Raw genomic sequence first — 25750 nt, 5'->3', positions numbered from 1 at the left:
GGTGCCCCTGACAAGATGGACGGGTGAGCGAACCTGTCCATTCAAGCACCATCGCCGGGTGGCGCGAGTGGGTTGCACTGCCGGCGATCGAGGTGCCATGGATCAAGGCGAAGCTCGACACCGGCGCCCGCACGAGCTCGTTGCACGCCTTCGACATGGAGGAGTTCGAGCGCGACGGTGAATCCTTCGTGCGCTTCGGCGTGCAGCCGTGGCAGGGCAGCGACGAGGACGCCGTCACGGTCGAGTGCCCGGTGCTCGACCGGCGCTCCGTGCGCAGCTCATCGGGCCACAGCGAGGAGCGCATCGTGGTGCTGCTCGAGATCGTGCTGCTCGGCAAGACCCTGACGGCCGAGGTCACCCTCACCAATCGGGACTCCATGGGATTCCGGATGCTGATCGGTCGCGAAGCGCTCGAACAGGGATTCGCCGTCGACGCCGCCCAGTCGTTCATCGGCGGGCGCGCTCCACGCACTGTGCGGCGGCAGAACCGCGGGCGGAGCTAGCTCCCGCTCGCCGAGGCCCGGACGAAGTCCGCGGCCGACGCGCATAAAGGAGCGCTTCGGGTGGTCGCTTCGCTCGGCCCTCAGCGAGCGAGAGATGCGCGAGCGAAGCTCTAGATCACCCCGTCGCTCAGCGTGCTCGGGTTGCCGAAGCGATGCGCCGTGATCGAGATCGCCTGCTCGTGCAGGAACGGCAGCACCTCGACACGGCCGGACTGCGTCACCTCGTGGGCATACACGGCGACATCCGGTGTGCCGTCGAGAGCACCGGCGACGGCCGTCGCGAGCGCCTCCCGCGAGCCGTCCGTCGCGACCAGCCGCAGGCGCTTCGGCCCCTGCTCGTCGCGCAGCGGCGCGGTCGGCGAGGCGAGTCCGGCCAGCCAGGCGGCATCAGTCTCGACAGTCACCGGGATGTCGCGGAGATCGAGCAGTTGCTGGACCGATGCCGGCAGTGCCGTCGGCAGCGACACCGTGTACTCCGACTTCGACAGCGTCGCCGCGATGATGACCCGCAGCGCGTCGACGAGCGGGGCGTCGTCGGCCACGCGCACGGCGACGGGCACCGGGAGGTAGCGGAACACGTTCCGCTCCAGCTTGAGCTGCGACACGTCGCGCACGACGCCGAACTCCTCACGCCAGGCGATGGCGTCGGACAGGGCGGCCCGGCGCAGCTGGTCGAACTCCTCGTAGCCGAGCGATGCCTGCGACGCCTCGATGATGTCGGTGATGCGGTCCTCGAGTCCGCGCAGGTGCAGCGTCTTCGACCTGTTGCCGGCATCCGTCTTCCAGGTGCCGAGTCCGAACAGGTAGTTGGGTCCGCCGGCCTTGGTTCCGGCGCCCACCGATGACCGCTTCCAGCCGCCGAACGGCTGGCGCTGAACGATCGCCCCCGTCGTGCCGCGGTTGATGTAGAGGTTGCCGGCTTCGACCGTGTCGACCCAGAGGGCGAGCTCGTCGGAGTCGAGGGAGTGCAGGCCAGCGGTGAGGCCGTAGTCCACCGCGTTCTGGAAGCGGATGGCCTCCTCGAGGTTGCGTGCGTGCATGACGCCGAGCACGGGCCCGAAGAACTCGGTGAGGTGGAAGTAAGAGCCCGGGGCGACGCCGGTACGGATGCCGGGAGACCACAGCCGCCCGGTGTCGTCGAGCTGCTTCGGCTCGACCAGCCACTCCTCGCCGATGCCCAGCTCGGTGAGGGCGTTCAGCAGCTTGCCGCTCGCGGGCTCGATGATCGGGCCCATCTGCGTGGTGGGGTCCTCAGGGTAGCCGACGCGCATCGAGGTCGCGGCGTCGACGAGCTGGTTGCGGAACCGCTCCGACTTGGCCACCGAGCCGACGAGGATGACGAGCGAGGCAGCCGAGCATTTCTGGCCGGCGTGCCCGAAGGCGCTCTTGATCACGTCGGATGCCGCCAGGTCGAGGTCGGCGGACGGCGTGACGATCACGGCGTTCTTGCCGCTGGTCTCGGCCAGCAGCGGCAGGTCGGGGCGGAACGACCTGAACAGCTTGGCCGTCTCGTAGGCGCCGGTGAGGATGACCCTGTCGACCGACGGATGCGCCACCAACTGCTGCCCGAAGTCCTGCTCGGCGAGGTCGACGAGCGCGAGCACGTCGCGGGGAACGCCGGCCTCCCACAGTGCCTCCACCATGACCGCGCCGGTACGCTGCGCCTGCTTCGCGGGCTTGATGATGACTCCGGAGCCTGCCGCGAGAGCGGCGAGGACGCCGCCGGCCGGGATGGCCACGGGGAAGTTCCACGGCGGCGTCACCACGGTGAGCTGCGCCGGCACGAACAGGGCGCCCTGCACCCGGTCGAGCTCGATGGCCCGCTCGGCGTAGTAGTGGGCGAAGTCGATCGCCTCGCTGATCTCGGGATCGGCCTCGGCGATGGTCTTGCCGGTCTCGGATGCGGCGACCTCGATGAGCCGGTCGCGGTTGGCGGCGAGCGCCAGTCCTGCGCGATGCAGGATGGCCGCGCGCTCGGCTCCGGTGCGCTGTCCCCAGGCCCGACCGGCCGCGGAAACCGAGGCGATGAGGGCGTCGAGGGTGGCGGCATCCGTCACCTGCGAAGCCGCGATGGTGTCGGACCCGAGCGTCGAGGCGGCGACCTTGGCGAGGATGCGACGACCCCAGGCGCGGTTCGCGGGCAGGGCCGGGTCGGTGTCGGGCTCGTTGTGGAAGCGTCCCGATGCCGCGGAGTGGCCGGGGGTCGAATCGGCGCCACTCGATCCACGCGTGATGCCGAGGAGCGCGCCGGTGAGGGTCGGGTCGGTCTGCTCGGCGGGGGGCGTCGCCGTCGGCGTCACGGGCAGCGGCGCGAGCTCGGTGGCCCGCGAGCGGTCCTGCGTGCGGTTCGGGCCGGGCACGATGTCGTCGAGGTCGGCCAGCGACGCGAGGAAGCGGTCGGTCTCGCGCTTCAGCAGCGCGTCGGAGGTCGTGAGCTCGAACACCGCCGACATGAAGTTCTCGGTGCTGGCGTTCTCCTCGAGGCGACGGATGAGGTACGCGATGGCCACGTCGAACTCGGCGGGGTTCACCACGGGCGTGTAGAGCAGCAGCTGCCCGACGTCGCGACGCACGGCCTCGGCCTGGTTCGTGGCCATGCCCAACAGCATCTCGAAGTCGACGGCGGCACTCACGCCACGCTGCTTCGCGAGCAGGTGGGCGTAGGCGACGTCGAAGAGGTTGTGCCCGGCCACGCCGATCTTCACGGCGTCAGTGTTCTCGGGGGTGAACGCCCAGTTGAGCACCCGCTTGTAGTTGGTGTCGCTGTGCTGCTTGGAGTCGTAGGTGGCGAGGGGCCAGTCGTGGATGGCGGCGTCGACGTGCTCCATGGCGAGGTTGGCGCCCTTGACTATGCGCACCTTGATGGGCGCTCCACCCTCGGCACGGCGACCCTGCGCCCAGGCGGTCAGGCCCTGCAGGGCGCCCAGGGCGTCGGGCAGGTAGGCCTGCAGCACGATCCCGGCCTCGAGATTCTTCAACTGGGGCTGGTCGAGGATGCGCTCGAACACGGCGATCGTGAGATCGAGGTCGCGGTACTCCTCCATGTCGAGGTTGATGAACTTGGTGGTCTTCGCCGACGCGGCGAGCTCGTAGAGCGGGGTCAGCCGCTCGACCACGCGCTCGACGGCCTCGTCGAACGACCACATGGAGAGCTGACTCACGACGCTCGACACCTTGATCGACACGTAGTCGACGTCGTCACGGGCGAGGAGCTCCCGGGTTCCGGCCAGGCGTCGGTCGGCCTCCCTCTCGCCCAGCACGGCCTCGCCGAGCAGGTTGAGGTTGAGCCTGTTGCCCGTGGAACGCAGGTGCTCGATGGCGGGGCCGAGCTTGTCGGGAGTGGCGTCGACGACGAGGTGGCCGACCATCTGGCGCAGCACCCGACGTGCAGCGGGAATGACCACCCAGGGCACGACGGGGCCGAGAGCGCCGCCCAGGCCGATGGCACCGCGCATGTACGACGGCAGGAAGCCCGGAGCCTTCGGGGCGACCTTCGCCAGGTTGTGGCCGGCGACCATGAGGTCTTCGGGGCGCATGACGCCGTCGACGAAGCCGACGGTGAAGTCGAGCCCGTTCGGGTCTTTCAGCACGCCGGCGAGGCGCTCGCCCGATGGGTCGGCGGGGATCTCGGCGCTCTGCGCGAGCCAGCGGCGCACCAGCGCGATGGTCTCGTTCGCGAGGTCGGCCTGGGACTCGACGGGCGTGCTCGACATGGTCATGACACTAGTTCTTTCTCGCGCGGGCCCCCACCGGACGGGGTTCTCTCAGCACAGTGTCAGGCATCCGTTCGTTCGGGTAAAGCGACTGTTTCCCATCAATATCGGTTAGCTTGACTGATGAATGAGGAGGTGACGGATGCTGGACGTCAGACGCCTGCGCCTGCTGCGCGAGGTGAAGCTGCGCGGAACGCTTGCCGCCGTGGCCGAGGCACTCGCCTACTCCCCCTCGTCGGTGTCGCAGCAGCTCTCGCTGCTGGAGGCCGAGGCCGGCGTACCGCTGCTCGAGAAGGCCGGTCGCCGGGTCATCCTCACACCGCAGGCCGAGCTGCTGGTGGCGCGGGCCGGGGAGGTGCTCGACATCCTCGAGCGCGCCGAGGACGAGGTGGCGGCCTCGCTCACCGAGGTGCGAGGCACCGTGCGCTTGGCGGTGTTCCAGTCGGCGGCTCACGCCATCCTGCCGGCGGCGCTCACGATCCTCCGCGATGGCTACCCGGAGCTCAGGGTCGAGGTGACCGAACGCGAGCCGGAGGCCGGGCTGTTCGAGGTCTCGGCGCGTGACTTCGACCTGGTGATCGCCGAGCAGTACCCGGGCCACACCCGCGCTCATCGCCCCGACCTCGACAGGGTCGTTCTCGGCGGCGACGCGATCAGGCTGGGACTGGGCGGCGTGGATGCCGTCGTCGACGGGAGCACGGATGCCACCGGACTGCGCCGTCTCACCGAGGGGCGTCCGTGGGTGATGGAGCCGGCCGGCACGGCGTCGCGGGAGTGGGCGATGCAGCTCTGCCGGGCGGCCGGGTTCGAGCCCGACGTGCGCTTCGAGACGGCGGACCTGATGGCCCACATCAGGTTGATCCGCTCCGGCAACGCCGTGGGGCTGCTGCCCGACCTGGTGTGGGCGGGTGAGGCGCCGACGGTACGGATGCTGGACCTGCCCGGCGACCCGCACCGTACGATCTTCACCGCCGCGAGGCGTTCGAGCGCCGATCGCCAGGCCGTCGCGGTGTGCCGCGAGGCGCTGGCGCAGGCTGTGGCGCTGGTGGCGACTCCCTCACGATGAGCGTGATCTCGATACGCGTCCGACGTCGTCGGGCGCTACTCGATCAGCGTGAGTACCGCTGGTCGAGTAGCGAGCGAGCGCAGCGAGCACGCGTATCGAGACCACGTTCAGGTCGCCGCACACAGCACCGCCCACCGGACCCGAACGCCGGTGGGCGGCACTGCGTGCTAACGGATGCCGCCTAGCGGCGTCCGCAGTTCAACGCGGCGTAGCCGGGCGTATACGTGGAGTGCGAGCCCGCTCCGTTCACGTAGGTGTAGCCGGCGACGGTCGCGGTGCCCTTGGCCACCGACTTCGCGCCGGTCGGGAACAGCTTGTACACGGCCTTGCCGAACCCGATGCCGGTGTACTTCGCATCGCCCCACTGGGTGGTGAGCCTGATGTCGGCCTTGGCCTTGCCCACGTTGAGGGCGTAGACGGCGACAGACACCTTCCCGTTGATGCACAGCGACGCCGCCGCGACGGCGAGCGGCACCTTGCCGGCGACCTTGGCCGGCACCGACAGCGAGCCATCGGCCGACCTGTTGCCTGCGGCATCCGTCGCCCGATACCCGAAGGTCGTGGCGGCATCGCCCACGGCCACCGGAGCGGTGTAGGCCTGCCACGCACCGCTCCCGAGCCTGTACTCGATGCCCGTGACGCCCGATCCGGAGCCGTCGGCGGCGGTGACGGATGCCTTCCGCGACGTGGCGTCGAACGCCACGGTCGCGGTCGGAGCCGTCGTGTCGACCTTGCCGCTCCAGGTGGCGACATCCGACACGTTGCCCGAGCCGTCAGTCGCCCGCGCCTGCACCGAGTGCGTGCCGTCGGCAAGCGCGATCGGGCCGCTGACGGCGGTCCAGCCGGCGCCGTCGACGTTGGCCTCGAGGGTGAGCGGCGTGAAGTCGTCGCTTCCCGTGACAGTCAGCGAGACCGCGCTGCGGTACCAGCCGTTCGAGCCGTCGGGCGTGGCCGGGGCCGCAGTCAGCGCCACCGTCGGCGCCTGCGTGTCTGCTGGCGGGTAGCTCAGCAGGCCGGGTGAGGCGAAGCTGCCGACGGCGGGCAGGCCGGCGTCGTTGATGATGTGGTTGATGCCACCGGAGCCGTTGAGGAAGACGCTCACCATGTTGGTGAACTGCACCCCCGCAGACTTCGGCGCCTGGATTCCGCTCTCGGCACGGATGTCGACGTTCTGGTTGAAGAACGAGTAGATGCCGAGTCCGGATGCCGAGTGCGAGGTCACGCCCGGCGCCACCTGGTACGAGGCGTAGCCGAGGCGGTCACCGTCGGACCAGGCGGACTGGCTCGGCGGGTCGTACGGAAGCTCGCTCTGGTAGAAGAGCGTGGTTCCGCCATTGCCGTTCCACACGGTCTGGGCCTTCTGATAGTGCTCGACGAACAGGCCGAGGGCCGTGACGTCGTCGCCGTTGACGACCACTCCGTGGTCGCCGGTGTTCGAGTCCCAGGCGACGCCGTCGCCGTGATCGGCGCGCCACGCCCAGATGTGATCGAGCAGCACGTCGTCGCTGTTCACCTCGATGCTGGTCGTCGCACGTCCGACATGGGCTCCGCCCACGCGCACGAACACGTCGCTGAGCGTCGTGGGATCAGCGGGATCGCTCGCGCTCGCTCCGGTCGGTCCGACCTTGACGAGAACCGGCGAGTTGACGGCACCCGCGTCGATGGTGAGGCCGGCGACCTTCACGCCGGTCACGTCGCCGATGTCGATCGCCGCGTTGCCGTTCGTCGGCACGAGGGTGGCGAGGCCCAGGCCGAGCACCACGGTGTCCGGTCGGGTCACCGAGATCGCCTCGTCGAGTTCGTACACGCCGGGGGTCACCAGGAGGTTCTTGCCCGCTGCGAGCGCGGCATTGATCTGAGCCGCGGTGTCGCCGACCTTGACGATGTAGAAGTCGTCGATGGAGATCGCGTCGCCGGATGCCGCATCCGTCGACCAGTCCACACCGGAGCTGTTCGTCTTCGCCTTCGGCACGAAGACCTTGTACTCGTCGCCGTCGAGGTAGAGGAACGGCGACTCGCGGGTGACCGGCGTCTCGGCGACAGTCGTGAAGAGCGGAGTGGCGGCGTCGCCCGAGCCGGCCGGGGTTCCGGCGTGGGCACCCTCGACGCCGACCGAGGTGACGTTCCAGACGCCGCCATCCCAGGTGCCGACGCTGCTGTCACGCGTGAACCACTGCTGCTGCGATCCGTTGACCACTGTTCCCGACACGGCGGAGTTGGCCATGTAGCCGCCGCTCGCGTACTCGCCGACGCGGCCGAACAGGGTGAGGGACCCTTCGATGTTCATGCGGCGCAGCGGTGCGGCCTGCGAGACCGCCCAGCGCATCTGGTGCGGATCGGTCACGCCGCTCGGGAAGGGACGCTCGGCATCGACGCCGAGCGGACGCTGGATGGGGTTGATGCTCATGTTCGAGAGCGAGCGCCAGAAGCGCGTGAGGGATCCGGGCGACTGGCAGTCCCAGGGGTTCGGCTCGCAGGCGCGCACAGGCTCGACGTGCAGGGCGCCGTTGATCGTGACGTCCTCCGGCGACGCTCCGAGTCCGGCGATGGACGTGTAGTAGCCGACCTCGGCATTCACGATGCCCGTGGCCGTTGACGGGTCGTTCTCGCCGGCAGCGCTGCCGTAGGTGCCCGGTTTGAAGAAGGCCGCGTGCCGGTTGGTGCTGAACTCGGCCTCGTTCGCGAAGGATGCGAGCGTGGCATTGATCTCGTCCACCGGGGTGCTGGGGTCGAAGATCGTGACGTTGGGCCCGAAGTCGGGGTGCGCCGGGTCGGCGTAGGCCGGTGCCGCGACGACGGCACCGCCGGCGACGAGGGCGAAGACGCTCACGCCGATGCCGAGCGCGCGCAGGGGACGCGCTCGACGCGTCGCCGATGGCTGCTGCGGTGGCGCGGCCGGCATCGCAGCCGACATCGCGGCCGGGGTGGATGGGACTCTCACGGGGACGTTCTCCTTCGAACAGGGCCCATGCGCCGAACGACTCTGGCGACTGCGCTGTGCCGGATCTCGTGGAACGTCGTCCCCACCCGAATGGGGGACGACGTCGTCAATGTAGCAGAGGCACTTACTGACCCGTAAGTAATTGTTCGTCATACCGAGCATCTCGCCGATCGTCGTAGGGTCGACCCATGAGCTCCGACGCCGCAGCCAGCGCTGCCCCTGCCGCCGCCCAGGACATCGTCATCGTCGGGGGCGGCCACAACGGCCTGGTGGCCGCCGCGTACCTCGCCCAGGCGGGGCGGAGCGTGCTCGTGCTCGAGCGCGACGACCACGTGGGCGGAGCAGCCATCTCGGCGCAGGCCTTCTCCGGTGTCGACGCACGCCTGTCGCGCTACTCCTACCTCGTGAGCCTGCTGCCGGCACGCATCATCGAGGAGCTCGGCCTCGACATCAGCCTGGTGCGCCGCCGCTTCTCCTCGTACACGCCGGACCCGCGGCATCCGGACCGCGGACTCCTCGTCGACAACGCCGATGCCGCGGCCACCCGCGCGTCGTTCGCGGCCATCGGAGCGGAGGCCGACGCCGAGGCGTGGGACGAGTTCTACGGCGACACTGCCGCGGTGGCGCGTGCGCTGTTCCCGACAGTGCTCGAGCCGCTGCCGACGCGCTCCGAGGCGCGGCGCCTCATCGACGACACCGTGTGGGAGCAGGTCTTCGAGCGCCCGCTGGACGAGGCGATCACCGCCAGGTTCGACGACGACCTGGTGCGCGGAGTCGTCGCGACGGACGGCCTGATCGGCACCTTCACGGCGCTCGACGACCCATCGCTCGATGCCAACCGCTGCTTCCTCTACCACGTGATCGGCAACGGCACCGGTGACTGGGACGTGCCCGTCGGCGGCATGGGCGCCGTCAGCGGCGAGCTCGAGCGTGCGGCACGGGCGGCCGGTGCGCGCATCGTGACCGGCGCCGAGGTGACTGCCGTCACGCCCGATGGCCGCGTCGGCTACTCGCGCGGTGGCGCAGACCATGAGGTGCGCGGCGGGCGCGTGCTCGCGAACGTGGCTCCGGTGGTGCTGCAGCGCCTGCTCGGGGAGTCGGCCGGCGACCTGCCCGTCCCCGAGGGTGCGCAGGTGAAGGTCAACCTGCTGCTCACCCGACTGCCGCGGCTGCGGGATGCTGGCGTCTCCCCCGAGGCGGCCTTCGGCGGCACCTTCCACATCAACGAGCTGCGCACGCAGCTGACTGACGCGTACGAGGCCGCCGCAGGCGGCGGCATCCCGCAACCGCTGCCGTGCGAGATCTACTGCCACTCGCTGAGCGACCCGTCGATCCTGTCGCCCGAGCTCGCCGCATCCGGAGCCCAGACCCTCACGGTGTTCGGGCTGCATGTTCCGCACAGGCTCGCGACCCCCGAGAACAACGACGAGCTGCGCGCGCGCCTGCAGGACGCCGTGCTCGCCTCGCTGAACTCGGTGCTCGCCGAGCCCATCGAGAACGTGATCATGACGGATGCGGCGGGCCTGCCGTGCATCGAGACCAAGACGACGCTCGACATCGAGCGCGCCGTGAACATGCCGGGCGGCAACATCTTCCACGGGCCGTTGTCGTGGCCGTTCCTCGAGGACGACGAGCCGCGCGACACCGCCGCCGAGCGCTGGGGCGTGGCGACCGCCCACCCGAGGATCCTGATCTGCGGATCAGGCGCCCGGCGGGGCGGGGCCGTCAGCGGCATCGGTGGCCACAACGCGTCGATGGCCGTGCTGGAGGAGGAGCTGGTCGAATAGCCCGCCGGCGAGCGGCCGGCCTCAGCCCGCGGGCCCAGCGGCCGGGCGTCAGCTCGCGAGCACCACGACCCAGCCGATGCCCACGATCAGCGACAGCCCGCCGAGCACCCACACGGGTGCCGTCTGGCGGCCTTCGCCGCGGCGCAGGTGCACGAAGAACGCGGCGACCATGGTGATGAACAACGCGAACGCAGCCAGCGGTGTGAGCCAGGGCAGGATGCCGAGGGCCATGGGGAGCACGAGGCCGATTCCGCCGAGCACCTCGAGGATGCCGATGGTCTTCACCTGGCCGTCGCTGAAGTCCTCGACGTAGGCCATCTGCGGCTGCAGCGCGGCGCGGGAACGCACCGTCTTCATGGCGCCGGCGGCGACGAACAGGATGGCGAGCAGACCGGTGACGATCCAGAGGGCGACGATCATGGGTGTTTCAACTTTCAGTCGGTGGGGCAGCGCCTGCTGCAAGCAATGGTTACAATCGGTAAGTAACGCACTGGCGATGACTTTTATACCCCACGCCCGTCCCGCACTTCATCGTGCGTCACGTACAGCGCTGTAAGAAATGGAGCTCGCCATGGCCGCATCATCGGCCGCATCCGCCGTTCTCGAAGACAGGGGTCCGTGCAGCGCCGGCCACGACGGCAGCGACATGATCCGCGACGTGCTCTCCCGCGTGGGCGACAAGTGGAGCCTGCTCATCGTCGGGAGCCTGCAGGACGGGCCGCAGCGCTTCACCGTGCTGCAGCGCAACATCGCCGGCATCTCGCACCGGATGCTGACCCACACTCTGCGCGCCCTCGAACGCGACGGCCTGGTCTCGCGCACCAGCTACCCCGAGATCCCGCCGCGCGTCGAGTACGAGGCCACGGATCTCGGCCGTACGCTCATCGAACCGGTACTCGGTCTGGTGACCTGGGCAGCCGACCACCACGACGACATCCTCGCGAGCCGGGAGGCCTACGATGACCGCGACTGAAACCACCGCTCCTGCCCCCGGGACCCCGGCCGTGCGCGGCGAGCGCGGTCGCGGGCACCGCATCCGTGTCGTCATCGGCTGGATCGTCGGAGTGCTGCTTCTTCTCGTCGTGGTCTTCCTCGTCTACACGCAGATCGTCATGCAGGGAGTGCGACCCGCTGCCATCGACGCGTGGACGGACGAGGGCGTGAGCATCACGTCGACCGACCACTCCATCGTGATGACGCCGACGGGCGACGCGACGGGAGACGGTCTCGTCTTCATCCCCGGGGCCAAGGTGGATCCGTACGCCTACATGAACAAGCTCTCGGGCATCGTGGCCGATGGCACCACCGTCGTCATCACCAAGCCGACGCTCAACTTGGCGTTCTTCGACACCCGCCCGCTCTCCACGTTCACGGCCGACGCCCCCGATGTGTCGACCTGGTACGTCGGCGGCCACTCCCTGGGCGGCGTGCGCGCCTGCATGCTCGCCGACGACCCCGATGTGTCCGGCATCATCCTGTTCGGCAGCTACTGCGCGAACGACCTGTCGCAGACCTCGCTGGCCGTACTCAGCCTCGGCGGCCAGAACGACGGCCTCTCCACTCCCGCGAAAATCGCGGATGCGGCCCCCATGCTCCCCGCCGACGCGACGTTCGTCGAGATCGCCGGTGCGAACCACGCGAGCTTCGGCGACTACGGCGTGCAGCCGGGCGACGGCGAGGCCACGGCGACGTCGGACGAGGTGCGCGACGAGATCACGGCGCAGGTCGACGCGTTCCTGGGCGACGCCGGCTGACACAACCGCTCGCTGGGCCCGAGGCGCATCGATCGCGCGTCGGGCTCCCGGCCGTGCGCTAGAAGATGAAGAGCTGACCGAGCACGATCGCGAGGATCACCAGGACGGCGACGACTGACGCGACGACGGCGAGGGTGCGGCTGGAGAGCTTCGAGATGCCGAATCCCACCAGGAACGGCAGCGACACCAGCAGCAACGTGATGATCCACCAGAACGACTGGTAGCCGAACGTGGTGGCGTCGGAGAGGCGCCCGGCGAAGAGCTGCTGCGAGCGGGGGTTCGTCGCGAAGGCGAGAGTCGCCGAGATCGGCACGGCCACGAAGACGAGAGTGATCAGGCCGGCCAACCATGCCCAGGCCGAGGAACGGTCGTCCTCGAGGAAGACGCCGCTTCCTGACTGGTGGTTGCCGGTGGCCGCTGGGGTCTTTGACTTGCTGCTCATGCGCACACTCTATGGCACCGCCGCATCCGCCGCCCGGAGCACGTCATCGAGGGCATTCTCGGCGCTGACGCGCCGCTCCCCCTACCCGCCCGGCGGCATCCGGCGTACGCTGAAAACGCCGGCGACGACGCCACGGAGGTTCAGATGTCAGTGCGACCAACAGGGCGCTATGCCCACCGTCCCGACGGCCTCTACCTGCTGGTCGACAGGCTCTTCACGGCGCCCATCGAAGACGTCTGGTACAGCCTCACCAACCCCACGTTCATGCAGAAGTGGATCGGCACCTACACGGGCACGCCGTCCACCGGGGCCGTCCGGTTCCTGATGTCGGCGGAGCCTGACGCGGAGTGGGAGTACGCGACCATCCGCGAGTGCGACCCTCCACATCGCTTCCTCGCCGAGGTCGGCACCGGCGACGACAAGTGGCACGTCTTCTGCCACCTGCACGAGGCCGGCGGCATGACGACGCTCACCCTCGGACAACGGATGCATTCCTCCAGCGATGCGGCGACGATGGGGCCCGGCTGGGACTACTACCTCGACCGGCTGATCGCTGCGCGCAACGGCACTCCGCTGCCCCAGTGGGAGCACTACTACCCGGCGCATTCCGAGTACTACCGCGACCTGGCCGTGCCGACGACCTGAGCCGCCGCAGGCGACGCGCTCACTATGCTTGCGCCGTGAGCAATCTTCAGAGAATCCGGCGCGAGAAGGCCGACAGGCCGTCGACGAGCCTCATCGCGAACAAGCCCTTCCAATGGGCGTTCGTCGCCACGCTGGGCGTACTGGTGGCGCTCGCGCTCGCTTGGGCGGCGTCGAGCATCTCGAGCGTGATCTTCTCCGTGTTCGCTGCCGTCTTCGTCACCCTCGGCCTGGATCCCCTCGTGCGGTGGTTCCAGAAGCACGGCATGCCCCGCGGTGCCGCCATCGTCACCGTGATCATCCTGTTCGTGGTCGTGATCGTCGGCCTGCTCTGGCTGGTGCTGCCGCTGGTGATCGGACAGGCCGTTCAGTTCGCCAAGGATGCACCGCAGATGCTGGCCGATCTGCAGTCGCAGCAGTGGTTCATCGACGCCTCGAACGGTTCCGGCGGAGTGCTCAGCACCGTCTACTCGTGGATCACGGGCCTCATCGCCGACCCGAAGTTCTGGACCACCGTCGGCGGCGGAGCGCTCTCATTCGGCATCGCGCTGGCGAGCGGAATCTCGAGCGGCATCTTCATCTTCATCCTCACCATCTACTTCACGGCGACCCTCGACTTCTCGAAGCGCGCGGTCTACTCGCTGGTGGCCGCGTCGCATCGGGACAGCGTCGTCGACTACGCCGAGCGCATCATGCAGAACGTCGGCCGCTACCTCAGCGGCATGGTGGTGCTCGCCTTCTGCAACGCCGTATTCAGCTTCATCATCCTGCTGATCGCCCAGGTGCCGTTCGCCCTCGTCATAGCGACGGCGGCGTTCTTCATCACCCTCATCCCGCTCATCGGAACAGTGCTCACGACGGCCGTCATGTCGGTGCTCGCCCTGTTCGTCTCGCCGCTGTCGGCCGTGGTCGTGCTGGTCGCCATGCTGATCTACATGCAGGTCGAGGCCTACATCCTCACCCCGAAGGTGATGAGCAAGGCCGTGCAGGTGCCGGGATCCATCGTGTTGATCGCAGCCCTCGCCGGCGGCACCCTCGCCGGACTCCCGGGCGCCCTCGTGGCCATCCCGGTGGCAGCCGGCATCCTGCTGATCATCAAGGAGGTCGTGGTGCCTCGGAAGGCCCGCTCCTAGCTCTCGGTCCCAGCTCCTCTAGCTGAAGGCATGCCGGGGCGCTGTGCGCAGCCGGAACCAGGTGCGGGCCAGGGCGCGCGACGATTCGGTCAACACCGTGAACGCGACGGGCTCACGGCCCGCATCCGTCACAGCCTGCACCAAGTAGTCCCGTAGCTGCCAGACGTCGACGGGGTCGCCTGGGCCATCGACGTCGAGGGTCTCCCCGAGGCGCTCGAGCGTGAAGCCGAGGTCTGTGGCGACCTGCTCGGTGGTGAGGCCGGACAACTCGAGGTTGGCCGCCAGCTCCGAGCTCGTGCGGCGTTGTTCTTCTCTGTTCAGGCTCATCGGATTCTCCTCGTGTCTGCGTCTGCGCTCTACCCGGTGCGGGCGGGGGTCGGTGTTCAGCCCAATGGTGTCTGCGGGGCCCGAGTGGGCACGGAGTCGAGGGCGGCGACAGTCGCTGCATCGAGCACGATCTCCCCGACGGCGAGGTTGGCCTCGAGGTGCGCGATGTCTGCCGTCCCGGGGATCAGCAGCACGTTGGGTGCGTGCTGGAGGAGCCAGGCCAGGCCGATCTGCGACGGGGTGCGTCCGAGCGCATCCGCCGCCGCGAGGACGGCCTCCTCATCGGTGACCTTCGGCAGGCCCGGAAAGGCGCTGCCCAACGGGAAGTACGGCACCCAGGAGATGCCCTCGGCGACGCACAGCTCCAGCATGTCCTCATCGCCGCGGGCCACGAGACTGTAGGCGTTCTGCACGCAGGCGATTCCGGCGGGGATGGCCCGGCGCAGCCCGTCCATCTCGACGCTGCTGACGCCGATGGCGCCGATCAGTCCCTCGTCGCGCATGGCGGTCATGACCTCGAGCTGGTCATCGATGTCGACGACCTGGTCTCCGGATGCACGCAGGCCCGGCCCGGAATCCAGCCGTCGCAGGTTCACCAACGGGATCTGGTCGAGGTGGAGGCTGCGCAGATTCTGCTCGACTCCATCTCGCAGCTGTTCCGGGCGCTGGGCCGCGCGCAACGGGATGCGCCCGGCGCTCGGCTCGGCGCCCACCTTGCTCGCGATCAGCACGTCGTCGCCCGGGCGGATGGCATCGCGGATGACGCCGTTGACGAATCCGTCGCCGTAGAACTGCGCCGTGTCGATGTGGTCGACGCCTGCATCGATCGCGCGTCGTACGACGGCGACGGCGGCCTCCCTGTCTCCGCGAAGGCGCTCCAGCTGCATCGCGCCGTAGCCGATGCGCGCGACCGACCTGCCGGCCAGGGTGGCGGATCCGCCCGGCCTCCGGGTACCGTTCACGTGCCTGCCGACGGTGGGATCCGCTGCCATGTCGTCCTGCCTCCATGAGATGATGACCAAGCGGAGGAACCTCCGCTACTTCACGATAGCAGTAACGGAGGAACCTCCGCTTTGATTCCCAGCGAACAGACATCCAGCGACGCGCGGGCGGAACGGGGCCACGGCACCGAACGTCCAGCGCGGGCTGACGCACTCCGGAACCGGGAACGGCTGGTGGCCGTCGCTCGACGTGCGTTCACCACGACTGACGACTCAGTGCCACTCGAGAGCATCGCTCGGGAGGCCGGCGTGGGAATCGGAACGCTCTATCGCCATTTCCCCACGCGCGAGGCCCTGGTCGAGGCCGTCTACGCGGCGGAGCTCGACGACCTGGTGGGCAGTGCCTCGGGGTTGCTCGACCAGTTCGAACCAGACGTCGCCCTCCGCGTCTGGATGTCGCGATACGCGGAGTTCGCCGCACGCAAACGCGGCATCATCGACACCCTGCGCGCAGGGTGGTCGTCGGGTCGTCTCGTGACCCCGACGACACGCGAGCGGATCACGGCGGTGCTGGCCACCTTCATCGCCGCCGGTGAGCGGGTCGGCGCCCTGCGCCCCGGCATCGAGCCCGACGATGTCACGGCGCTCCTGCTCGGCGTCTTCCTCTCGACAGCAGCGGACACGACTCCTGATCGGGCGGATCGCCTCCTCGATCTCGTCGTCGACGGGCTGCGCCCGCGAGCCTGAGCGCAGCCAGCGCCGGCCTCGCGCCTCGCGGCCCGCGAGTTACCGTCAGGCGTCGATCCACTCCGAGGGCGCCTCGGCGCGGGTCGGGGGCAGGGCGACGCCGGCACCCCACTCGATCAGGCGCTCCGGCACCACCACGGCATCCGGAACGTGGCCGAGGGCCTCGATGAGCTCCTCCACGGGCACGACGCCACCCGTGCGGCGGAGGAAGCGCCCGCGGATGTAGCCCTTGGCGTAGACCTCGGGCTTGCCGGCGGCATCCGGTCGCACGAAGCGCTGTTCGACGAAGACGGCCTTGTCGTCGAAGCCGAGCACGCGGGACTCGATGGTGAAGCGCTGCCAGAGCGTGAGCGACTTGCGGAAGCTGATCGTCTCGGAGACGACGACCGGATACCAGCCCTTGTCCTGCAGGATCTTCCACGCACCCGTGCGCTTGAGCATGTCGAAGCGCGCCACGTCCATGATCGACAGGTACACGCCGTTGTTCATGTGCTTGAGGATGTCGAGGTCCGTCGGCAGCGTGATGAAGTTCGTACGCGCCACGTCGTAGTGCCCGAGGCGCTTGCCGAAGCGCGACAGCCAGAAGTGCAGGAGCGTGCGGAAGAACATGTGCATGCAGCGACGCTAGCGCCGTCTTCAACCGGGGTCACACCGGCTGTGCAGTGCCGACAGTACGGGGAACGGATGCCGCAGGCTGCGTTGCACGCATCCCACAGCATCCGCTCGGCGGTCAGGGCCTCACCACCGCCGTCTTCGCCGTCGTCTTCGTCACCGAGACGTAGCCCGTCTTCGTGCTGACGACAGTGCAGGTGATCGTCGCGCCGACGTCGGCCTTCACGAGCGTGTAGGTGGTCGTGGCGGTCCCCGTGGCTCCGGCGATGGCGACGCCGTTGCGACGCCACGTGTACGACAAGCCGACGGGCGCTGGCTTCCACGTGCCCGCGTGCACCGTCAGGACCCGGCCGACCCGCGTAGTGCCTGTGATCGTCGGAGTCGGTGTAGCCGTCAGGCGTCCCTGCGCCACAGGAGTCGTCTGGGTGCTCATGCGAGCGGTCGTGGCGAAACCCGTCCGCGCTGCGGTGACTCTCACCGTCATCCGCTTGCCGACGTCGGCCGCGCCGAGCTTCAGGACAGCGCCGGTAGCACCGGAAATCGCCGTGCCGTTGCGGTACCACTGGTAGGTGAGAGTGGTCGGGGCGGGCGCCCATGCTCCCACCGTTGCCGCGAGGGTGGCGGCGACACGCACAGTTCCCGTGATCCGCGGAGTCGGCGCGGTCGTGAACAGCCTCGGGCCGACGGCGGAGGTCTGCACACTCAACCGCGTCTCCGGCGTATAGCCCGACTTCGATCCCTTCACACGAACGGAGATCCTCGCCCCGATGTCACCCGCAGCGATGACGTAGCCGGCCGACGTCGCGCCGGGTATCGCCGTGCCGTTCCGCAGCCATTGGTACGCCACCGTGACGGGAATAGGTCCCCAGACCCCCGGCGATGCCGTGAGCGTGCTGCCGTAGCGCGCGATACCGGCGATCGTCGGTGTCGGCGTCGCATCGAGTCGGCGGTCGACGGCGAACGGGTCCGAGGTGCGCAGAACATCGGCGTAGCCCGGGCGGGATCCGGTCACCTCGACGGTGACGGAGTTGCCGGCGTCTTCGGCGGCGAGCACGTATGTCTCCTCGGTTGCACCCGGGACGACGGTGCCGTTGCGCAGCCACCTGTAGGCGAGGGTGAGGGGATACGGCGACCAGGCGCCGGCGTCCGCCGTCACTGTGCTGCCGATGTGGGCTGGACCGGTGATGACCGGCTTCGAGCTGCCCAGCATGCACGCGATGACTGGCGCCGTCGCGTTGCTCGTCTGCGACAGTGAGTCGAAGCCCGACTTGGATCCCGTCACTCTGACGGCAACGGTCTTGCCGACGGAGTCGGCCGGGACGGCGAAGGTCCTCTCCGTCGCGCCGGTGACGGCTGCGCCACCGACGATCCATTGGTACGACAGCGTCACGGGCGCGGGGAACCAGGAAGGGGACTCTGCGGTGAGAGTGGTGCAGGCCGAAACGGTTCCGCTGATCGTGGGCTTCGGGCCCGCGATCGGCCGGTTGATCATGAATTCCATCTCGCGGTAGTGCGTGGTGGCCTCGATCACCAGAACGTTCGCAGTCTCCCGTGTGCGCTTGCCTGTGTACCACTCGTCGTCCGTCGGGTTCGTGCCGTTGACGATGTGCATCGTGTATCTGCCAGGCGCGATGTCCCGGAACTCGAAGGCGGCGTTGACTGTATTGGTCGTGGCCACGGGAGGGGATGTCGCGGATGCCGCGTCGAAGAGCTCCACCCTGGCCGGGGCGCCGTACACCACCCCGGCGATGCCGTTCGCACTGTCGTAAAGATGGAAGTCGCCTGACCACCGATCGGTGTCCGACACTGTGTCGAAGCTGAGTCGATTCGAGTTCCAGAGCGACACGCGGCCCGGCGCACTGGCCTTCACTCGGATCGTGCGCGTTCCGAGGTTATTGACGTAGTACTGGCCGTAGGCATCCGTCTTCACGACCGCGAACGGGGTGGTGCCGTCTCCGGCAGCGTCGAACACCTCGACGGTCGCCCCTGCGAGAGCACTCACGGCTGGGCCGTCCTCATGGTCGTAGACCATCATTCCGTCGTAGACATGACCGTAAATGGATCTGTGTGTTACACCCGATTCGCCCACGTGGAACGAGATATTCGTCACCTGACCGCCCGCATCGACGACCACGTTTCCAGCTGCGGCGAAGCTGTCCTTCTCCGGGTACCACTGCGTTAGGAACTCGGGTTCCGGTGAGACCCGTACCCGATACGCCCCCGGCGCCATCCCGGCGAAGAGGTACGTCCCGTCCTGGGCCGTGACGACTGTCGCCACCGGTGTCTGGCCGTCGCCGGACGCGTCGAAGATCGAGACACGGGCGGCAACGAGAAACTCCCCGACGTCGGCGTATGCCATCACGACTTCACCCGAAATCGATGTGTCGTCGGCAGCCTGCGCGGCGAGCGGGACAGCTCCCACTCCAAGCACAGCCGCAATGACTGCGAAGACGATGATCTTGAAGCCAGACCGCCGAGGTCCTTTGGCTCCACGCTGGGCGCGCGAGGGGGTCACGGACACAGGGCACCTCCATCGGCGCTGTGTGCAGCCGCCGACGGAGTGCTCGAGACTCTCGGGTCGCCAGCGGCTGCATTCGGATCGCTATCGGATGTCGCGGCCCGGTTGGCCATCACGGTACTCCCGCGGCATCCGGATGAAACACCCTCGTTCGGGGGCGATTACCGCTCTTCTCGTCGGGATGCAGAGCGGTCGGATGCGCGGGGATGCGCAGGGCCGCGCCACGAGCATCCAGCCCTGCCGTCCGTGCGCTACCGACGCGTCAGGGCTTCACCACCGCCGTCTTCGCCGTCGTCTTCGTCACCGAGACGTAGCCCGTCTTCGTGCTGACGACAGTGCAGGTGATCGTCGCACCGACGTCGGCCTTGACCAGCTTGTAGGTCCAGTGATCGGAGCCGCCGCTCGCGCCGGCGATCGCCACACCATTCCTCCGCCAGGTGAACACCACCGGCACCGGAGTCGGTTCCCACTGACCGGTGTGGACGCTCAGCGTCTGGCCGACCTTGGCGGTTCCCGTGATCCACGGGGTCGGGGTCGCCGTCATGAGGCCCGGCAGGATGGCAGCGGTCGCGGCACTCGTGCGTGACGTCGTGGCGTAGAGGCTGCGCTTCGCCGTGACCTTCACGGTGATCTTGTCGCCTGCATCCGCGCCGTTCAGCAGCCAGGTCTTGCCTGTGGCCCCGGGAATGGCCGTGCCGCTGCGATACCACTGGTAGTCGAAGTCGGTCGCAGCCGGAGACCACGTACCCGGGTTCGCGGTGAGGGTGTTGGCCACCCGCAGGGTTCCCGAGATCGTGGGCACGGGTGCCGTGGTGAACGGCTTCGGCACGACCGCCGCGGTCGGGGCACTCGTGCGGGTGAGCGAGGGGTAGCCGGTCTTGCTGCCGACGACGCGGACTGACAGCTTGGCGCCGATGTCACCGCTCGGGATGACGTAGGTGACTGATGTCGCTCCGCTGATGACGGCGTTGTTGCGCAGCCACTGATACTTGAGCGTCACCGGCGTGGGCCCCCAGGTGCCGGGTATCGCCGTGAGGGTGCTTCCGTACCTCGCGGTTCCCGAGATGGTGGGTGTCGGAGCCGGCGACAGCAGGGGCGTCGGAACCTTGGCCGTGGCGGCACTGGTGCGACTGGCTGTCGTGTAGCCCGACTTCTTACCGGTGACGGTGACCGTGATGGTCTTTCCCACCTGCGCGGTCGTGATGACGAAGGTCTTGCCTGTCGCGCCACTGATCGCCACGCCGTTCGCCCGCCACTGGTACGTCAACGCCACGGGAGCAGGAGCCCAGGTTCCGGGGTTGGCGGTGAGGGTCGATCCCACGAAGACGCTGCCCGAGATCGTCGGGGTCGGAGCCGTGAGCACTCCGGCCACGACGGCCACGGTCTGTGCGCTGGTGCGGCTCACCGTGCCGTAGCCCGACTTCGTGCCGGTCACCCGCACGCTGATCTTCGCGCCGATGTCGGCGACTGTGGGCGTGTAGCTGACCGCCGTGGCGCCGGTGATGGCAACGCCGTTCCGCAGCCATTGGTAGCTGAGCGCGACGGGTGGGGGACCCCAGGTTCCCGCCACCGCGGTGAGTACCTTGCCCACCTGCGGTGTGCCGGTGATCGTCGGGGTCGGCGCGGTGAGCGCACCTGCGATGACGGATGCCGTCGCCGGACTGGTGCGCGTCACGCTCGGGTAGCCCGCCTTACTGCCGGTGACGGCCACGGTGATCGTTCCGCCGAGGTGCGCCGGGAGCAGGGTCAGCGTCGCTCCCGTCGCACCCACGATCGCGACGCCGTTCCGCAGCCACTGGTACGTGAGCGTGACGGGTGCCGGACCCCAGGTGCCGGCCACCGCGGTGAGAGTCCTGCCCACCTGCGCCGTGCCGGTGATGGTCGGCGTCGGTGTGGGAGCGAGCAGCAGCTGAGCGGGAACGGTGACGGGGGTCGACGTGCGTGGCTCCGTGGCGTAGCCGACCTTGCTACCACTGACGGTCACCGTGAGGGTGTGGCCGGCATCCGCCGCCACGACGGTGTAGGTCGCGCCCGTGGCTCCGGCGATCGCGGCTCCGTCACGCTTCCACTGCACGGTCTTCGTGACCGGTGCCGGACCCCAGTCCGCCATGGAGTAGCCGAGGGTCGATCCGACAGCGGGAGTACCGGTGATGGTCGGGGTCTGCGGCGCGAGGGCGCACAGGGTGACCGTTGCGGAGGCTGTGGTCGTCAGAGAGGCGACGACGTAGCCGGGCTTCGTTCCGGTGACGGATGCCGTGATGGTCGACCCCACCGCGCTCACCGGCACGGCGAAGGTGGGACCCGTGGCTCCCGGTTGCTCGTTGCCGCCGACGTACCAGCGGTAGCTCAGGGCGACGGGAGCCGGAGTCCACGCACCGGGGAGGACCGTGAGGACGCCACACGCCGTGGCGGCGCCCGACAGCACGGGCGTCACGCCGACGAGCGACGCCATGACAACGACGGCCGTCCCAGCGCTGGGGCGCGTGACATCGGGGTAACCGGCTTTCGAACCGGTGACCGAGACTGCCAGCACAGTGCCGACATCAGCGGGCGTCACCGTGTAGCTGACCGCGGTCGCGCCGGCGATCGGAGAGCCGCCGCGGAGCCACTGGTACGCGAGGGCGACCGGAGCCGGCCCCCAGGTGCCGGGCGTTGCCGTCAGCACGCCATCGACGACGGCCGTGCCGCTGATCGTCGGGTTCGGTGTCGGTGACAGAACCTGCACGGGAACGGTGACTGCCGCCGAGGTGCGGGCGGCATCGGCGTAACCCAGCTTGCTTCCGTTGACGGTCACCGTGATGGCTGTGCCTGCGTCAGCCACGACCACGGCGTAGGTCGCGCCCGTGGCTCCGGCGATGGCGATGCCGTCACGCTTCCACTGCACGGTCTGAGTGATGGGTGCCGGCGCCCACGCCGTCATCGAGAACGCCAACGTCGATCCGATGGCCGGGGTGCCCGTGATGGTCGGGGTCTGAGCCGTCAACGCGCAGAGGGCCACCGCAGGCGACGGTGCTGTCGCAACTGAGGCGACCGCGTAGCCGTTCTTGGTTCCGGTGACGGATGCGGTGACACTCGACCCCACCGCGCTCACCGGCACGGCGAACGTCGCGGACGTCGCACCTACCTGCTCCACCGCGCCGACGAACCATCGATAGCTCAGAGCCACCGGAGCCGGCGTCCAGGTGCCGGGCGTCACCGTGAGCACGCCGCATGCTGTGGCGGCACCCGTCAGTGTCGGAGCTCCCGTGGTGAGCGCACCGAGTGCGACCACCGCCGTCCCTGCGCTGGTGCGCGTGGCGCTCGGATAGCCGGTCTTCGATCCGGTGACGGCGACGGTCAGGACTGTGCCGGCATCAGCGGGTGTCGCCGTGTAGCTGACCGTGGTGGCGCCGGCGATCGGAGAGCCGCCGCGGAGCCACTGGTACGCGAGGGCGACCGGAGCCGGCCCCCAGGTGCCGGGCGTTGCGGTCAGCACGCCGTCGACGACGGCCGTGCCGCTGATCGTCGGGGTCGGGGTCGGGGCGAGCGTCAACGGCGACGTCACGGCGACGGCCGCCGAGGTGCGCACGAGATCGGTGTAGCCGGTCTTGGAGCCGGTGACCGTGACGCTCACCGAGGTTCCGGCATCCGCTGCCACGAGGACGTAGCTCGACGAGGTCGCTCCCGTGATCGCGACGCTGTTCCTGAACCATTGGTAGGCGAGACCGACAGGGGCCGGAGCCCACGATCCCGGCGTCGCGGTCAACGTGCTGCCCACGGTCGGGGTGCCGGTGACTGTCGGAACCGGCCCGGTGAGCTGGCACTGCGTAACGGACGCCGTGGGCGCACTCGTCTTCGTGACCGGGAGGTATCCCGGTTTGGTACCGGTCACCGCGACCGTGACTGTCGAGCCCGCGGCATCCGTCGGCACTGCGAAGGTCGAGCCGGTGGCACCGACGACGGCGACGCCGCCGACCTTCCACTGGTAGCCCAGGGTGACGGGGGCGGGCGACCAGCTGCCGGCATCCGCCGTCAATACTGTGCAGGTGGATGCGGTTCCCGTGATCGTGGGCGTCGGGCCGACGATCGGGTCGATGGGCGTCGCGCCGCCGCCTGCGCAGTCCGATGCACCGAGGTAGCGCAGGTTGTCGAGCAGCACGATGGAGTCGAGGGCGTTGTCACCCAGGTCCTGCAGCGAAATGATCGCCTTCGTCACGCCGCCCACCGTGATGAGCGGCGTCTTGGCGGTGAGGCCGGCGGTCCAGCCGTTGATGCCGTTGCCGGCGATCGGTGCGAAGCCGACGACGGAGTTGACGGAGATGATTCGGCCCCCGGTGTCGACGGCGTAGTTGTTGGGGGCTGTGACGACATCGCCGGCCACGGTGATGTCGGTCGTCGGCGCCTCTACCGTGAAGACGTCATTGAAGGAGGTGCCGACGAACTGCGGGTACTCCTCCGACGCGAACGCGAAGTCGACGGCGAGGCAGGAGGCACCGGCCGGCGGCGACAGGGTGAGGGTGAGACGCGTCAGGTCGTTGCCGGATGCGCCACGGGGGCCATCCGTGAGCGTGCTCGAGAGTCCGTACTCGGGGTCGTGAGCGGCCATGGCGTCGGCCGCGTCACCGGTGGAGATCACGCCGTAGCTGCCGCCGTGACGCGGGAAGCCCGCGATGGGCGTGGTTCCCACCGTGTAACCGCGGCCGTCGGCCTCGATGCCGAGCGCCATGGTGCCGTCGGCGTCCATCGCGGCGGCCAGGTCGCTCGTGCTGAACGCCGGGATGGCGCTCGGCGCGCTCCAACGCGTCTCCGCCGGGTAGCCCGCCTTGTGCGCCGTGACAGCCACGGTGATCTCGGCACCGCGATCCGTGGCCAGCACCACGTAGCTCGCGGTGGTGGCACCGATGATCTCGACGCCGTTGCGCGACCACTGGTAGCTGAAGGAGGTGGGCGTCGGATCCCAGGGGCCGACGACCGCGGAGAGGAGCGAACCCGGCGCCGGGGTTCCCGTGATCTCGGGGATGGGGCCGTAGATCCACTGCGGGCCGACGGAGTCGCCCAGGTAGGCGTCGATATCCGTGTAATGGCTGGTCGAGTAGATGGTCAGCCAGTAGGCGTTCGCTCGCTGCTCCTGCCCCGCCCACCACTCGGAGTCCTCGGCATCGGGTCCGGCACTGAAGTGCACCTGGTAGTCGGCCTCGGGTAGGTCGGCGAACACGTAGCCGCCATCGGCTCCCGTCGTCGTCGTGAAGACCGGATCATCGCTTGCCGGATCCGCGTAGTAGAGGTCGACCGTGACCCCGGGCATCCCGTCGCCGGATGCGGCATCGCGGACTGTGCCGCTCACGCTGGTCGTAGTGCCGTACAGGGTGACGTCGAGGTAGTCGAAGACGCCCCCGCCGGAGGCATCGATCTCATAGGCGTCGGCGAACGTCGTCGCTCCGTAGTACCACTGCGTCAGCTTGCCCGGCGCCGACGCCGAGACCTTGTAGACAGCGGGGTCGAGCCCCTCGACTGTGTACTGGCCTGCGGCATCCGTCGTCGTCGTGGCCAGGGCCGTCGTCCCGTCGCCGTCCGCTGCGTAGACCCGGATGGTCGCGCCTGCCAAGGGAGCCCAGACTTCGCCGTCCGTGATGGTGCCTCGCAGTTCGGGGTCGACGTGGTCGATGGGGTCTGTGAGGTAGACGTCGATGCCGCTGGGATGCGAGCCATCGGCGATGAAGATCGCGTCGGCGGTCGCGAATGTCGCGCGCTGGTAGTACCACTGCGGTTCGTGCGTCGACCCGGTGCTGACACGGATCTTGTAGTCGCCGTAGGGCAACGCCTCGACGCGGTACGTGCCATCAGCMGCSGACACCACCGACGTCACCGGCGTCAGACCATCACCAGCCGCATCGAAGAACTCCACCAACGCCCCCGCGATCGGCTGCGAATCACCCAGACCGGCGTCAGACCATCACCAGCCGCATCGAAGAACTCCACCAACGCCCCCGCGATCGGCTGCGAATCACCCAGATACCGAACCGTGCCCTCGATCGAGTCCGTCGCATCCGTCAGATACACATCGATACCCGTCGGATGACTGCCATCGACCAGATCGATCCCCTGCGCCTCCGCGAACGACGCCCGCTGGTAGTACCACTGCGGCATGTACAACGTCGGCTCAGCCGAATACCGGATCTTGTACGAACCGAACGGCAACCCCGACACCACATACGTGCCATCAGCCACCGGCGTCAGACCATCACCAGCCGCATCGAAGAACTCCACCAACGCCCCCGCGATCGGCTGCGAATCACCCAGATACCGAACCGTGCCCTCGATCGAGTCGTCCTCGGCCGCCCAGGCTGCAGTCGGCACCAAGGTGACACCGACGACGACTGCGACCGCGGCGATGGCGACAGCGGCGAGCGTGCGATGTGCGCGACCCACCCCGCCTGAACGCGGAGAGGGGGCATCCGTCTCAGAACGCTCCAGGCGAATCCGGGCATGGCGAAGTAGAGCGCGTATCGACACAAGGCACCTCCATTGGTGCTGGCTGCGCACAGACGAGGACTGCGATCTCGGGTGTCCCGGACCTGCGATTCGGTCCGCTATCGGGTAGTCGCGGGCCGGTTGGCCGCCACAGTACTCCCGCCCTCAGGCAGG

The 25750-nt window shown here is 68.8% G+C and carries 18 protein-coding genes; 8 read left to right on the top strand and 10 right to left on the bottom strand.

From position 1 onward, the window contains the following. The first annotated feature begins 23 nt into the window (after positions 1–23). On the top strand, positions 24–503 hold the full coding sequence (locus ASF30_RS16190) for an ATP-dependent zinc protease family protein (protein WP_055909037.1): 480 nt from the start codon (positions 24–26) through the stop codon (positions 501–503). A 110-nt stretch (positions 504–613) separates the two neighbouring features. Here ASF30_RS16190 and ASF30_RS16185 read toward each other — a convergent pair whose 3' ends face one another. After that, positions 614–4222, bottom strand: coding sequence for a proline dehydrogenase family protein (locus ASF30_RS16185; protein ID WP_055909036.1), 3609 nt, complete (start codon positions 4220–4222; stop codon positions 614–616). A gap of 136 nt (positions 4223–4358) precedes the next feature. Here ASF30_RS16185 and ASF30_RS16180 point away from each other — a divergent pair, with 136 nt between their 5' ends. Then, positions 4359–5282, top strand: a complete 924-nt coding sequence (locus ASF30_RS16180; RefSeq protein ID WP_055909033.1) for a LysR substrate-binding domain-containing protein — start codon at positions 4359–4361, stop codon at positions 5280–5282. 181 nt (positions 5283–5463) lie between these two features. On the opposite strand, the gene ASF30_RS16175 is transcribed toward ASF30_RS16180, so the two are convergent. After that, positions 5464–8223, bottom strand: a complete 2760-nt coding sequence (locus ASF30_RS16175) for an OmpL47-type beta-barrel domain-containing protein (protein ID WP_200918469.1) — start codon at positions 8221–8223, stop codon at positions 5464–5466. A 188-nt stretch (positions 8224–8411) separates the two neighbouring features. On the opposite strand from ASF30_RS16175, the gene ASF30_RS16170 reads away from it, so the two are divergent. After that, positions 8412–10010 carry a phytoene desaturase family protein gene (locus tag ASF30_RS16170; protein WP_055909031.1) on the top strand — a complete coding sequence of 533 codons (1599 nt, stop codon included), beginning with the start codon at positions 8412–8414 and terminating at the stop codon, positions 10008–10010. A 48-nt stretch (positions 10011–10058) separates the two neighbouring features. Here the strand turns inward: ASF30_RS16170 and ASF30_RS16165 are convergent, their stop codons facing one another. Next, complete coding sequence (locus ASF30_RS16165) at positions 10059–10430, bottom strand: DoxX family protein (protein ID WP_055909027.1); 372 nt, start codon at positions 10428–10430, stop codon at positions 10059–10061. A 151-nt stretch (positions 10431–10581) separates the two neighbouring features. Here ASF30_RS16165 and ASF30_RS16160 point away from each other — a divergent pair, with 151 nt between their 5' ends. Together ASF30_RS16160 and ASF30_RS16155 are read left to right on the top strand one after the other, a co-directional pair. Next, on the top strand, positions 10582–10983 hold the full coding sequence (locus ASF30_RS16160; RefSeq protein ID WP_055909024.1) for a winged helix-turn-helix transcriptional regulator: 402 nt from the start codon (positions 10582–10584) through the stop codon (positions 10981–10983). Next, positions 10970–11764, top strand: coding sequence for an alpha/beta hydrolase (locus ASF30_RS16155; protein ID WP_055909022.1), 795 nt, complete (start codon positions 10970–10972; stop codon positions 11762–11764). Before ASF30_RS16160 ends, ASF30_RS16155 begins: the two co-directional genes overlap by 14 nt. A 58-nt stretch (positions 11765–11822) precedes the next feature. Here the strand turns inward: ASF30_RS16155 and ASF30_RS16150 are convergent, their stop codons facing one another. Then, complete coding sequence (locus ASF30_RS16150) at positions 11823–12206, bottom strand: hypothetical protein (protein WP_055909020.1); 384 nt, start codon at positions 12204–12206, stop codon at positions 11823–11825. 144 nt (positions 12207–12350) lie between these two features. On the opposite strand from ASF30_RS16150, the gene ASF30_RS16145 reads away from it, so the two are divergent. Together ASF30_RS16145 and ASF30_RS16140 are read left to right on the top strand one after the other, a co-directional pair. Continuing rightward, positions 12351–12851: an SRPBCC domain-containing protein gene (locus ASF30_RS16145; RefSeq protein ID WP_055909018.1), complete on the top strand. Its 501-nt coding sequence runs from the start codon at positions 12351–12353 to the stop codon at positions 12849–12851. 35 nt (positions 12852–12886) lie between these two features. Further along, on the top strand, positions 12887–13981 hold the full coding sequence (locus ASF30_RS16140) for an AI-2E family transporter (protein WP_055909017.1): 1095 nt from the start codon (positions 12887–12889) through the stop codon (positions 13979–13981). Between the two features lie 18 nt (positions 13982–13999). On the opposite strand, the gene ASF30_RS16135 is transcribed toward ASF30_RS16140, so the two are convergent. Both ASF30_RS16135 and ASF30_RS16130 read right to left on the bottom strand, forming a co-directional pair. Beyond that, on the bottom strand, positions 14000–14308 hold the full coding sequence (locus ASF30_RS16135) for a DUF2316 family protein (protein ID WP_055909014.1): 309 nt from the start codon (positions 14306–14308) through the stop codon (positions 14000–14002). 56 nt (positions 14309–14364) lie between these two features. Further along, complete coding sequence (locus ASF30_RS16130) at positions 14365–15300, bottom strand: aldo/keto reductase (RefSeq protein WP_055910360.1); 936 nt, start codon at positions 15298–15300, stop codon at positions 14365–14367. A 183-nt stretch (positions 15301–15483) separates the two neighbouring features. On the opposite strand from ASF30_RS16130, the gene ASF30_RS16125 reads away from it, so the two are divergent. Beyond that, complete coding sequence (locus tag ASF30_RS16125) at positions 15484–15996, top strand: TetR/AcrR family transcriptional regulator (RefSeq protein ID WP_327063143.1); 513 nt, start codon at positions 15484–15486, stop codon at positions 15994–15996. A 45-nt stretch (positions 15997–16041) separates the two neighbouring features. On the opposite strand, the gene ASF30_RS16120 is transcribed toward ASF30_RS16125, so the two are convergent. The 4 genes from ASF30_RS16120 to ASF30_RS16105 form a co-directional block, all read right to left on the bottom strand. After that, on the bottom strand, positions 16042–16611 hold the full coding sequence (locus tag ASF30_RS16120; protein ID WP_055909008.1) for an acyl-CoA thioesterase: 570 nt from the start codon (positions 16609–16611) through the stop codon (positions 16042–16044). A gap of 115 nt (positions 16612–16726) precedes the next feature. After that, positions 16727–18967, bottom strand: a complete 2241-nt coding sequence (locus ASF30_RS16115) for an MSCRAMM family protein (protein ID WP_157497473.1) — start codon at positions 18965–18967, stop codon at positions 16727–16729. 421 nt (positions 18968–19388) lie between these two features. After that, entirely contained in the window at positions 19389–25010 is a 5622-nt protein-coding gene (locus tag ASF30_RS16110; RefSeq protein WP_055909001.1) for a carboxypeptidase regulatory-like domain-containing protein, read from the bottom strand. Further along, entirely contained in the window at positions 24977–25618 is a 642-nt protein-coding gene (locus ASF30_RS16105; protein ID WP_157497471.1) for an MSCRAMM family protein, read from the bottom strand. Before ASF30_RS16105 ends, ASF30_RS16110 begins: the two co-directional genes overlap by 34 nt. Positions 25619–25750: the final 132 nt, after the last annotated feature.

The sequence above is a fragment of the Leifsonia sp. Leaf264 genome, assembly GCF_001422325.1.
GTDB lineage: Bacteria > Actinomycetota > Actinomycetes > Actinomycetales > Microbacteriaceae > Orlajensenia.
Note: the sequence above shows the minus strand (reverse complement) of the source record. Positions and strands in the feature narration are given on the sequence as shown.